This window comes from Stutzerimonas xanthomarina DSM 18231 (assembly GCF_900129835.1).
Taxonomy (GTDB): Bacteria; Pseudomonadota; Gammaproteobacteria; order Pseudomonadales; family Pseudomonadaceae; genus Stutzerimonas; species Stutzerimonas xanthomarina.
Genome location: NZ_FQXA01000002.1, coordinates 133,452 through 144,592, shown reverse-complemented (window position 1 = coordinate 144,592; position 11,141 = coordinate 133,452). Strand labels below are relative to the sequence as shown.

The 11,141-nt window shown below is 60.9% G+C and carries 9 protein-coding genes and 3 pseudogenes; 4 read left to right on the top strand and 8 right to left on the bottom strand.

Annotated elements, in window-relative coordinates; genetic code table 11:
* Positions 1-278: 278 nt before the first annotated feature.
* The 5 genes and pseudogenes from BUE09_RS05065 to BUE09_RS20575 all read right to left on the bottom strand — a co-directional run.
* Positions 279-572: a hypothetical protein gene (locus BUE09_RS05065; protein ID WP_143164623.1), complete on the bottom strand. Its 294-nt coding sequence runs from the start codon at positions 570-572 to the stop codon at positions 279-281.
* Between the two features lie 159 nt (positions 573-731).
* A complete protein-coding gene (locus BUE09_RS05060) occupies positions 732-2,141 on the bottom strand; it encodes a DegQ family serine endoprotease (RefSeq protein WP_073299619.1) in 1,410 nt (469 codons plus the stop codon).
* Positions 2,142-2,427: 286 nt separating this feature from the next.
* On the bottom strand, positions 2,428-3,690 hold the full coding sequence (locus BUE09_RS05055) for a DUF2254 domain-containing protein (protein ID WP_073299618.1): 1,263 nt from the start codon (positions 3,688-3,690) through the stop codon (positions 2,428-2,430).
* Between the two features lie 92 nt (positions 3,691-3,782).
* Complete coding sequence (locus tag BUE09_RS05050; RefSeq protein WP_073299617.1) at positions 3,783-4,454, bottom strand: HAD family hydrolase; 672 nt, start codon at positions 4,452-4,454, stop codon at positions 3,783-3,785.
* A gap of 124 nt (positions 4,455-4,578) precedes the next feature.
* A pseudogene (locus BUE09_RS20575) lies at positions 4,579-4,845 on the bottom strand (DoxX family membrane protein); the annotation flags it as partial.
* Positions 4,846-4,948: 103 nt separating this feature from the next.
* On the opposite strand from BUE09_RS20575, the pseudogene BUE09_RS05040 reads away from it, so the two are divergent.
* Both BUE09_RS05040 and BUE09_RS05035 read left to right on the top strand, forming a co-directional pair.
* Positions 4,949-5,149, top strand: a pseudogene (locus tag BUE09_RS05040) (NrsF family protein); the annotation flags it as partial.
* 88 nt (positions 5,150-5,237) lie between these two features.
* Entirely contained in the window at positions 5,238-5,825 is a 588-nt protein-coding gene (locus tag BUE09_RS05035; RefSeq protein ID WP_073299616.1) for a LysE family translocator, read from the top strand.
* On the opposite strand, the gene BUE09_RS05030 is transcribed toward BUE09_RS05035, so the two are convergent.
* Together BUE09_RS05030 and BUE09_RS20570 are read right to left on the bottom strand one after the other, a co-directional pair.
* Positions 5,807-6,685, bottom strand: a complete 879-nt coding sequence (locus BUE09_RS05030) for an AraC family transcriptional regulator (protein WP_073299615.1) — start codon at positions 6,683-6,685, stop codon at positions 5,807-5,809. The genes BUE09_RS05035 and BUE09_RS05030 overlap by 19 nt on opposite strands.
* A gap of 81 nt (positions 6,686-6,766) precedes the next feature.
* A pseudogene (locus tag BUE09_RS20570) lies at positions 6,767-7,665 on the bottom strand (hypothetical protein).
* 348 nt (positions 7,666-8,013) lie between these two features.
* On the opposite strand from BUE09_RS20570, the gene BUE09_RS05020 reads away from it, so the two are divergent.
* Positions 8,014-9,072 (top strand): DUF1615 domain-containing protein, encoded by a 1,059-nt coding sequence (locus BUE09_RS05020; protein WP_143164637.1) that lies wholly within the window; start codon positions 8,014-8,016, stop codon positions 9,070-9,072.
* Positions 9,073-9,130: 58 nt separating this feature from the next.
* Positions 9,131-10,384, top strand: a complete 1,254-nt coding sequence (locus tag BUE09_RS05015; protein ID WP_073299614.1) for a cation:proton antiporter domain-containing protein — start codon at positions 9,131-9,133, stop codon at positions 10,382-10,384.
* 51 nt (positions 10,385-10,435) lie between these two features.
* On the opposite strand, the gene BUE09_RS05010 is transcribed toward BUE09_RS05015, so the two are convergent.
* Entirely contained in the window at positions 10,436-11,035 is a 600-nt protein-coding gene (locus BUE09_RS05010; protein ID WP_083380754.1) for an exopolysaccharide biosynthesis protein, read from the bottom strand.
* Positions 11,036-11,141: the final 106 nt, after the last annotated feature.

Below are 11,141 nucleotides of genomic sequence, written 5' to 3'. Positions count from 1 at the left end.
CAGTGCCATGCAGAACCAAGCAGGACTGTTTAATGATCAAGATTCAGGAAGGAGCTGCCCCAACTACGGCGGCGAGCTGATCGCCAGGCCGCGCCGTCTGGTCACCCAACTCGCCAACAACCCGCCCTCGACCCACCGCGGGCACAAGCCGCAAGGTTGCCGCAATCCGGAGGATTAAAAAACAGCGTGATTCGCCAGGCAGTACCAGATCGCCAGGCGTCATTCGTCCCGAATACAGGTCAGCAGCGCATTTAGAGTTGAATCGCCATACTCGCCACTCATCGTAAGCGCACGACGCCCCTCGGGAGCGATGATGGTGATGGGCGTGCTATCCAGGCCGGGTGTGCGGCCTCGGTTTCTCCGGGATGGAGCTGACACGCCACTTTGAAACGCTCGTTATTAGTGATCATGACCTGAACCAGCCCGGACTCGATTCCAGCGCCGGAATCGGTCTCCAGCTCACTGACCTCCACCTCGACTCGCAGCTCGTTCAGCTCTCGCTCCAGTGCCAGCGGATCGGCCAAGGCGACCGCCGGCAGCAAGAGCAATCCCAGCGTCAGAGAGAAATTCATCGCAACCTCCAGAGCATGGTTCAAACCATATGGAGCAGGCGCCAAGCCAGAGAGTTCGTGCCCAGTGCCGCCGAGCCCGGCTTGCAAACCCTTTTTGGTGCTTTCGAAACGCAAAAAGGCCCGCACATGGCGGGCCTCTTGGTGTTACGTGACGACTGCTTACTTGGGCAGCTTGAAGGTGATGAAGCTGGCGCGGCCTTCACGCAATACCCGCATCGATACGGAGCGGTTCTTGGGCAAATCCTTGACCACTTGGCTGAACTGCTGGACCGAATCGATCGCTTCGTTGTTCAGGTGGGTGATGACGTCACCCGGGCGCAGACCAATCATCGCAGCAGGCCCCTGGCTGATATCGCGGATCACTACGCCACCCGAGATCTCCAGTGCCTGACGCTGCGCATCGGTCAGTTCGGCTACGGCAACACCGAGGCGATTGTTGCTCTGGGAGTTGCCGCCCGAACCATCGACCGAAGCCATGATGTCGCCGTCTTCCGGTAGCGCGCCGATGTCGATGTTCAGCGTCTTGTGCTCGCCGTCACGCACCACTTCAAGCTTGGCCTTGCTGTCCGGCTTCATCGCACCAATCAGATGCGGCAGATCACCGGACATGTCGATTGGCTTGTCGTTAACGCTGAGGATCACATCGCCGACCTTCAGGCCGCCCTTGGCTGCCGGACCGCCATCCATCACCTGTGCGACCAGCGCACCCGCGGGACGCTCGAGGCCGAACGACTCTGCCAGATCCTTGTTCACTTCCTGAATGACAACGCCAAGCCATCCGCGGCTGACCTTGCCGTCTTCGCGCAGCTGGTTGGCCACGTCCATGGCGACGTCGATCGGGATCGCGAACGACAACCCCATGAACCCACCGGAGCGGGTGAAGATCTGCGAGTTGATACCTACCACTTCGCCTTCCAGGTTGAACAGCGGCCCGCCGGAGTTACCCGGATTGATCGCTACGTCGGTCTGGATGAACGGCACATAACTTTCGTTCGGCAGGCTGCGACCTTTGGCGCTGACCACGCCTGCAGTCACCGTGTGGTCGAAACCGAACGGTGAGCCAATCGCGACAACCCACTCGCCTGCCTTCAGCTCGTCGGAGCTGCCGATCTTGACCGTCGGCAGGCCGTCGCCTTCGATTTTCAGCAGGGCCACGTCGCTGCGCGGGTCGGCACCGACCAGCTTGGCTTGCATCTCGCTGCGATCAGGCAGACGCACCATGATCTCGTCAGCGTCGGCTACAACGTGATTGTTGGTCAGGACGTAACCGTCTTCGGAAATGATGAACCCCGAACCCAAGGACTGAGCTTCACGACGACGCTCGGGTTGTTGAGGCATCCCGTGCTCGAAAAACTCGCGAAACATGGGAGGAATGCCTTCGAGATCAGGCATTTGCGCCTGCGCGTTGCCGCGCATCGGTTGCTTCTGCTTGGTGCTTATGTTCACTACCGCGGGCGATGCATCCTCCACCAGAGGCGTGAAATCCGGCAGTTCAGCGTGGGCCATGAGCGTCTGTCCAAACAGCGCTACGCCGGCCACAGCAGCCAGGAAGTTTCTACGAAGAATCATAGTGACTGGTCTCTCCACGATGAAAAAATGGGGGTTAAAAACGACCGGTTTCGCGCCACAGCCGATTCCTGGTCACAAAAAAAGCAGCGGGTTGCCGCATACACAATGGCTGACTCTAAGCTGACAGCCCGTTTGCGGCAAACCCACCCAAGGGAGCTGGCTGTTCCGTCAGCCTGAGCCGGACTTTACGCCTAAGACAGTCAGCTTGGTGTGTAGCGGGCGTAAAGGAAAAGTAAGGTTTTACAACAGCAACGGCCCACGCCGGTACCGCAATGTCCGGTACTCGCTAGCGCGAGGTCTCGAGCAATCCTGTCTCCTGTGCCGCCTGGCGTACCCGTTGATAGTCATCTGGCAACGACAGCCCTGCCTCTGCGCGTTTGAGCGCAGACTGGGCATGATGGTTCGCTGCGAGCGTCATCGCCGCATCGCCAAGTCGCCCAAGCGAGGCCAAGGCCTGCTGCAAGCGAATGCCCACCTCGACGACACCCGCGCCATCACGTTCAATGGGCGTAAAGAAATCGTCGAGCATGTCCGCTACGCTCAGCCCTGGCGCGAAAACGCGGTCGAACTTCGGCTTTTCCGGCGGCGTCGGCCTGGACAGATGCGACAGGACGCGCACACCCCGTCCAATCACATCGATTGCGGTGCCCTGGTCGTTAATAGCAGGCGACAGCGCCCGCGAAGCGACTTCGGCCATGACGACAACACCGTAGCGCGGGTCTCGATCGAAGGTTCGCTGCGCGCCAATGACGAAGGCATTGCGCAGCGCGGTGTCACAGTCTTCAGCGATCCCTACCGACCAGGCGATCGGCTGCGTCGGCTCTACGAAAATCCCCGGCAATACGCAGATGTAGACCGCATTGTCTTCTGCCTTGGTCAACTCGCCCAGCGCAGGCATGTCGACGTGTTGCACGAAACCGATCTTGTCGGCGTATAACGGCCGCGCACCCGGCAGTACCTTGGGATCGACCTCCAGTGGACGACCGCCCAGAAATGGCTGTTCCATTCGCTGGCAAAGCGCCCGCGTAGCGGCCTTCTCGACTCTGGCGGTCGTTTCAGCAACGCGGCCCAGCCCGGACAATTGATCGATCCAGCGCAACAACGCGTAAAGCACCAGGATGACCACGATGATCGTCGCCGCGAAAAGCACCACGCGGCCGTTGTCACCGTAAAGGCCAGTGCTTAGCGCGATGATGCCGACCAGACTGAAGATGAACGAACCGACAAAGGTCGACAGGGTGTTCTGCGTGGTCGTGTCTTCGACCAATAGGGAAATAGCGCGCGGTGTGACATTGTTGGTCGCCGAGCCGTAGGCCGCCACCATGATGCTCAGGGAGAAGGTGGTGACTGCAAGCATGCTGGACGCCAGCACACCAAGAATGTTGTCGACCGCATCGGAACCGATCTTGGCCGGCACGTCTTCCGGTATGTATGGTGCCGCGACCAGCGCCACCAGCGCGGTAGCAATCCCCAACACCGAATACAGGCTGGCCCGGAACCAGGGTCGCTTACTGATGCGGATGAGGAACCACTTCCAACGCTCGATCATGTGTTGCTCGCACTCCGTCCGTTTCAATACAGACAAGCGCGCTGGCGGACCGTTGCGTAAGTTAGCTGGTTTCGCCCTAACCGCCGCCGCTGCTAGTCGGCCGCCAGGTTGGCCACCGTAGCTGGCAGGTCCCGCATGTTATTGATCACCGCGGCCACACCCAGCTCCCGCAATGCCTGGTCATGCCCAGCCGGGATGTGGCTGGCGCCAGTAAAGCCGATCACCTGCATGCCCGCGGTACGCGCCGCCAACACGCCAGTCGGGCTGTCTTCAACGACCAGACAATGACCCGGCGCGATCCCCATACGCTCGGCGGCCAGCAAGTAGACGTCGGGCGCCGGTTTCGGTGAGCGGACCATCTCGGCGCAGAAGATATTGCCGGCCACCCGTTCGGTCAGGCCGGCACGCTGCAGCGATGCTTGAACGTTGTGCAAACGGCTATTGGATGCCACCGCCAGCGGCAGCTTGATCGCCAACAGCGCTTCGCGCACGCCCGGGATCGCCTGGACTTCTTCCGCCACGACCTTCTCACTCTGTCGGCGTAGATCGGCATCGAAAGTCTCCGGCATGGTCAGGTCGAAGCGTTTTTCGATCAGATCGATGATGCTCGGAACGGTCAGACCGAAGGTGCCTTCCAGCGCGGCATGCAGCTGCTCAGCGGGTACATGCAGGCTCAGGGCCTCGAACAGGACGCGGTGGCTGATGATTTCACTGTCGACGATCACCCCGTCGCAGTCGCTGATCAACAAGTCGATAGAGGCCATCGAATCTCCCGTTGTGAATGCGCAGAACGGCGCGACGACTCCGGTTTGGAGACAGCGCCTTGGACTGCAAACGGTGCGCTGAGTTTAGCCTGCGGCGGTACAGCGGCCGCTCAACCATGCCGCCTCAGCGATTGCCCAACATCCGGTCAGCCGACCAACGCCCAGTGCCACGGCCGATTACGACCAGCATCCGGCCGATCCAGGTCAGGTGCGTAGGCCAGGCATCGGGGTAGACGAAGAGCTGGATCACCAGCGTCATGCCCAGCAAGGCCAAGGCCGATAGCCGCGCCAACAGGCCGAGCACCAGCAGCAGTGGGAACAGATGCTCGGCGTAGGTGACCAGATGCGCTGCAAGATAAGGCGACAACAGCGGCAGCGCGGACTGGGCTTGGAGCGTCAGTGCCGATGCGTCGGCTACGGCTCGGCCAGCCGCGCAGGCATCGACAAAGGCACAGCCGCCAAGGCTCAGCGGCTGCCAGAACACCGTGTTCTGAGCTATCCGTGGCTTAGCGCCGACCCGGCTGCGTCTTGCCGACGCAGCCGAGGGGTTGTTGGCCGGTTCGATGGCAACCCTAACCTACAGCCTGCATTGTCCTGAGATGAGTGTCACTTTCTGGGCCGTTTGGTATGTGCTCGGCATGCTCATCCCCACCGCCATCGGCGCCCTCCTCGGCCCACGGCTGTTGCGTTGGTAAGCCGCATAGCGCGCATTTTCTTCAATACCGGGGCAGTTCCCGCTCCTATCGTCGCGCTGATGTTCATGCGTACTTTCAGGAGCTTTCGATGAGTCTTTTGTTGTCCATGGCCGCCTTCGCGCTGGCCTCTTCCATATCGCCGGGCCCGGTCAATATCGTCGCGCTCAGCGCTGGCGCGCAGTTCGGTTTGCGGCCAGCCATGCGTCACGTCAGCGGCGCAACCATTGGCTTCACGCTGCTACTGTTGCTGATCGGGCTGGGCCTGAACGAACTTCTCGATCATTGGCCCTGGCTGACCGAATCGATCAAGCTGGCCGGCGTGGCATTTCTGCTGTACATGGCGTTTCGGCTGGCCGCAGACAACGGTCGCCTGAATGCAGACAAGCCTGCGATGCGGCCGACGCTGCTGTATGGCGCAGCGATGCAGTGGCTCAATCCCAAAGCCTGGCTGGCCTCGGTAGCGGGCATGGGCTTGTTCGCTGCCGCGGGCGACGCTCCCTCAGTCTGGCGCTTCGCAGCGATCTACTTCGTGATCTGCTACGCCTCACTGGCATGCTGGGCGTATGCGGGCACCTTTCTGCGGCAACATCTCGACAAGCCCGCACGGGTACGGCTGTTCAATCGGTTGATGGCAGCGCTGCTGATCGCTAGCGCGGTTTATTTGCTGCTGACCTGACGGGTGTCGTGGCGCACGTTTCGGCTTCCTGTTCGATAGTGCCCGGGCGTGGCAGCCAGCAGTTGCTTGAAGGCGCGCTGCAGGTGCGCCTGGTCGGCGAAACCCGCATCCAGCGCCACATCTGCAATAGGCCGGCCACGCCGCAGCTCGGCGCGCGCGAACTGCACGCGTCGATTGGTCAGATAAGCATGTGGGGTCATGCCGAACTGCTTTTTAAACGCGCGAATGAGGCTCGACGGTGAGACGCCTGCCATAGCGCTGATCTCGTCCAGCTTGAGGGAGCGCTGATAATGGTCCGCGATGTATTCAGCGGCGCGCTGCAGTTTCAAGTCGCTCACCGGGGCGTTGGCTTCGAGCCCCAATCGCTCGTGTAGCAAAGAGAAGAACGATACGGCGGCGGCCCCCTTTTGCAGCAAGTCGGCGTTGTCGTCGATGAGCACCGTGTGAAAGCGGTGAAAGCCCGCCTGCAGCAGCGGATCGCGGGTCATTATTGGGGCGAAGCAGCGAAAGCCCGCACCTCCCATGCCCAGGTCATCTTGCAGCTCGCTCAGCCAACCAGTATCGACATACAGCATGCGATACGCCCATGGCTGGGTCTGAATTGGGTTGCAGGCATGCACATCGCCGGGGTTCATCAGCACCAGGGTGCCGGCTTCGACGCGGCATTGATATTCGCCGTTAATGTAGGTACTGGCGCCGCTGTCGATCAAGCCGATGGAGAAGGTTTCGTGGCTGTGCCGCGCATAACAGACGCGGCGGCCATCTTCTACAGTGCGCGACTCGATGAACGGCAGCGCCTCATCGCGCCAGAAACTGGACGCCGAAGCTGAACGAGACTGGGCGAGGACTTGCTGATGCATGGTCGAATCTGTAACGGCGGCCAGGGACCATCAGCGTAGCGCAAAACAGCATGGTTACGCCGTCACGACACGGACGAACCATCAGAGAATTTCCAGACCCTCGCACTTGTAGTCACCGATGAAGATATCGTCCTGCAGCACCTCACCGTCGAGGTTGAAGCAGAACAGGTAGCTCTCGGTCCGATCACCGATCTCGACGCTTTTCAGGCCAACGCATTCGTTGGGATGGCCCGGCAGGATCTTGAACGATGAGATGCCCCGCTCGGGGATGCGCTGACCGACCTCAAGGGTTCGGATCTGACTGAAGTCTTCGCTGGCAATAATCAAGGTATTGGCGCCACGCTCGCGCTCGTCAACCGCCTCGTCGAATGGCTCGGTCGAGATCTTGCGCGGAAAGAAAAGCCATTCACGGCGATACGGGTGCCACTCGGCCGCCTCGTGGATCACATAGCCGTCCGGCCCGACATTGAGCGCGTCGCGGATGCGTTGATAGCGATCCGCCCAGTCCACACTTCGCACGGTGTAATGTCGATCGAGCAGCTTCACCCATTCCTCGGTGCCTTCTTGCCATGGCTGCCCACCACCAATCGGTCGTTGTAAAGCGTTGCCCACTCCGCTTTGAAGCCCTTGAAAACCTCGTCGCCGCTGCCGGTCATGAGGATGTTTCGCGGCACCAGCTGACTCTGGTCGCGGATTTCACAGACTAACCCGGTGCGGTCGTCGAAGGTCACTAGGCGCTTGCCGAACATGACCAGCTCGGAAAACTCGGCGCCGCGCCCGCCCTCTGCAATCAGGCTGACCAACTGAAACTCGCCGCCGTCGTGCTCAGGAATATCCTCAAACCGGAAGTGTGGCTTGCCCGTTTGCGGGTCGATGTCACGGTGCAGCCGATCATGGCGCAAGGTCGACTGCCAGGCGATCTGGCCGCAATCCAGTTCAACCTGGGACGCGTGGTCCTCGTCAGTGATGATGGCCAGCATGTATTCGCGGGTGGTGCTGTCGTAGCGTTCGAGTCGCCGAACGTCGAAGTGCGATTCGCTCATGAAGTCAGGTGCTCGTCGAAGTTGGTGCCACCGGAACATCCAGGTGGCTCGTCAGGTTTCGGACAGCTTAGGCCATGCAAGTTCACCAGCGCTCGCATCAGCACCTCGAAGTCCGAAGAACGGCTGCGTCTGTTTTACTGTCGGAACCTGAACAACTTATTCAGATGGGACCGCATGATTCTTCAGCTTTCCAAACGCCCGGCTTCGATTGTCGAGGCGCTCGTACCAACGACGACCCTCTCCAGCTGGGTTACGCGCCGGCTCGCCGCTGCGCTCACTGGCGCCATGCTGCTTGGTCTGGCCGGCTGCGGAACGCAAAAACCTGAGGTACCGGCGCCTCGGCCAGACGAAGTGCGGGCCAAGATCGTCCGGCTGATTCCCAGCAACATTCCGAATCGCCAGGGCTGGGCCACCGACATCTACGCTGCCTTCGATGCGTTGGCGATCCCGCCGACCAATGAAAACCTATGCGCTGTCCTGGCCGTCACGGTGCAGGAATCCACGTTCCAGGCGACGCCACCGGTCCCAGGCCTGGCCAAAATCGCCCGCGAGGAGATCTATCGCCGCGCGTCCCGATTGCATGTTCCCCGCTTCATTGTCGACGCGGCTCTGGACGTTCAGTCACCCAACGGCAAGACGTACAGCCAGCGCCTTGCGGCGGTGCGCACCGAAGAACAGCTAAGCGCGATCTTCGACGATTTCCTCGGCATCATGCCGCTCGGCAAACAGCTGTTCGGCACACTGAACCCGGTCAAGACCGGCGGCCCGATGCAAGTCAGCATCGCCTTCGCAGAGGACCGCGCACGCGACTATCCCTATCGTCGCGAAGGCTCTATTCGGGACGAAGTGTTCACGCGCCGCGGCGGTATGTACTTCGGCATCGCACATCTGCTGGACTACCCGGCCAGTTACACCCAACCGCTGTACCGCTTCGCAGACTTCAACGCCGGCTGGTATGCCAGCCGCAACGCCGCGTTTCAGGCTGCGGTCAGCCGTGCCAGTGGTATCAAGCTGACCCTCGATGGCGATCTGATCATTCATGGCAGCAGCAAAGCCGGCCAGACCGAGCGTGCGGTTCGCTCGCTGGCGGGCAAGCTCGACATGAGCGAGACGGCGATTCGCAACGCCCTGGAACGCGGCGACACGCACGGATTCGAGAAAACCAGCTTGTATGAACGGGTGTTCACGCTGGCCGAGAAGCGCGCCGGAAAGCCCCTTCCCCGCGCCGTACTACCCGGCATTCGCCTGGAGAGTCCGAAGATCACGCGTAACCTGACGACTGCCTGGTTTGCCAATCGAGTCAATGACCGCCATCTGGCCTGCATGAAACGCGCCGGCAACTAGGGGAACGTTTTGTTAGCGGCACCGCTCGCAATGGAGGTATCGCGGAAACGGAGCCGTCATGACCCAGCTGAACATTGCACTTGCCATCATGGGCGGCGTTGCCGTCTGTATTGCCCTGCTGTCGGCGCTGATCAAGCGCAGTCCTGTATCCGAACCGGCGCTGGCCGTGCTGGTGGGTGCTGCCGTCGGGCCCTACGGGTTGAGTTGGCTGGATCTTGCGCGCTGGGGCGACACATTCAGCATTCTCGAGCAGGCGGCGCGGTTGACGCTAGCGATCGGATTGATGGGCGTTGCGCTGCGCCTGCAACCTGCGGCGCTCAAGGCCATGCGCAAGCCCATCATGCTCCTGCTGACCTTCGTCATGCTCGGCATGTGGCTGGTGTCATCGCTGTTGGCCGGCTGGCTGCTGGGCTTGTCTTTATGGGCCGCCCTGCTGCTGGGTGCGGTGATCACGCCCACCGACCCGGTTGTCGCCAGTTCGATCGTGACCGGCGAGTTCGCCAAAAAGCATCTCCCCTTGCGCCTGCGCGACACGCTTTCGGCGGAGTCAGGCGCCAACGACGGCCTGGCCTACGCCTTCGTCATGCTGCCGATTCTCATGCTCAGCCATACGTCCGACCAGGCGTGGTCGCGCTGGCTTCTTGAGTCGGTACTGATCGGAATCGGTGGCGCTGCACTCGTTGGCGCAGTAGTGGGTTTTGCAGCGGCCAAACTGCTGGCTTTTGCAGAGCACAAGAAGCTGGTCGCCAATTCCTCACTGCTGGGTTACACCGTGGCTTTCTCGCTACTGACACTGGGCCTCGCCAAGCTGCTGCAGATGGATGGCGTGCTGGCGGTATTCGCAGGAGGGCTGGCGTTCAATCTCTTCAGCGAGAAGCACGAAAAACAGGAGGAAGAGAACATTCAGGAGGCCGTGGCGAAGCTTTTCACGCTGCCGATGTTCGTGATTTTCGGCATCGCCCTGCCCTTGCACGAGTGGGCTGCGCTGGGGTGGCCCCTGCTGGCATTCGCATTGCTGGTCCTGCTGTTGCGCAGGCCGCCGGCGGTGATGTCGCTTTCCGCCACGTGGCGTAACGCGCTCAATTTGCGGGACTCGCTCTACCTCGGTTGGTTCGGCCCACTGGGTATCGCCGCGATCTACTACGCCGCGCTCGCCCATAGTCATCTGCACGATCCGCTCTATTGGCATGCAGCCAGTGCTTTGATCTTCGCTTCGATCATGATTCATGGCGTGTCCGCCGCGCCGCTGTCACGCCTGTATTCAAGCCATCACGGCGCTACGCCGCGAGGCAGCGCTCACCTTGACGAGTAGCCTGGCTGAGCCAATACAACGGAACGGGTAGGCCGCGTTGGGACGAGCCGATCAGCCAATCAGCCCCATTCCCGCCAGCACGAACGCGCCAACCGCCACTATCAGCCCGAGAACGATGGCTGCTCCGTCTCGGGTGGTGATTCCCAGACCGAACAGGCAGATGGCCGAGAACGGCGCGGTGCTGGCGAAGGGCAACAGTTCAAGCGGAGGCACCGAGGTCGCAAGCACGATGCAGAGCACCGCAATCACCCGTAGAAAGCTGTTGCTGGTGGCCCAGACCAAACGCTTATTGCTCACTGTATCCAGCCAGCGCACAACGGGACGGATCTTGTTCAAACCCTTCTCGAGCTTCTGGCCGCTGACCGAGCGATGCGCGAGAAATCCGGGCATCCAGAAATGATGCCGACCCAACAACATCTGAATGGCGAACAACGCGACGATTAGAGCGAGCATGCTCGGCACGCCGGGGATCCCGCCGGCCGGGCTGATTTCGATGATGGCGGGAACAAACAGGAACGGCCCAAAGCTGCGCCGGCCGATTTGGTTCTGGATATCACCAATCGATACCTTTGATTGGTCATCACCCAACTCGACGACAGCGTCGATCACTTGTTCCAGACAGTTGTGTTCGCGCTCGCGGGCCTTACTCATGTGGTCCCTCCTCATCGCAGCAGGCTGTGCCGCATGATGCTGTCCCAACGGCTTACCACTGTTTCGCTGAATTACACCTGATGACTGGCCAGAGCATATTCCTTCC

Excerpts from the sequence above, each read along its gene's own strand:
- BUE09_RS05050 (WP_073299617.1), bottom strand. The coding sequence starts at position 4,454 with ATGGCCTCTATCGACTTGTTGATCAGCGACTGCGACGGGGTGATCGTC.
- BUE09_RS05020 (WP_143164637.1), top strand. The coding sequence starts at position 8,014 with ATGCTGCTTGGTCTGGCCGGCTGCGGAACGCAAAAACCTGAGGTACCG.
- BUE09_RS05010 (WP_083380754.1), bottom strand. The coding sequence starts at position 11,035 with ATGAGTAAGGCCCGCGAGCGCGAACACAACTGTCTGGAACAAGTGATC.
- BUE09_RS05055 (WP_073299618.1), bottom strand. The coding sequence starts at position 3,690 with ATGATCGAGCGTTGGAAGTGGTTCCTCATCCGCATCAGTAAGCGACCC.
- BUE09_RS05015 (WP_073299614.1), top strand. The coding sequence starts at position 9,131 with ATGACCCAGCTGAACATTGCACTTGCCATCATGGGCGGCGTTGCCGTC.
- BUE09_RS05035 (WP_073299616.1), top strand. The coding sequence starts at position 5,238 with ATGAGTCTTTTGTTGTCCATGGCCGCCTTCGCGCTGGCCTCTTCCATA.
- BUE09_RS05030 (WP_073299615.1), bottom strand. The coding sequence starts at position 6,685 with ATGCATCAGCAAGTCCTCGCCCAGTCTCGTTCAGCTTCGGCGTCCAGT.
- BUE09_RS05065 (WP_143164623.1), bottom strand. The coding sequence starts at position 572 with ATGAATTTCTCTCTGACGCTGGGATTGCTCTTGCTGCCGGCGGTCGCC.
- BUE09_RS05060 (WP_073299619.1), bottom strand. The coding sequence starts at position 2,141 with ATGATTCTTCGTAGAAACTTCCTGGCTGCTGTGGCCGGCGTAGCGCTG.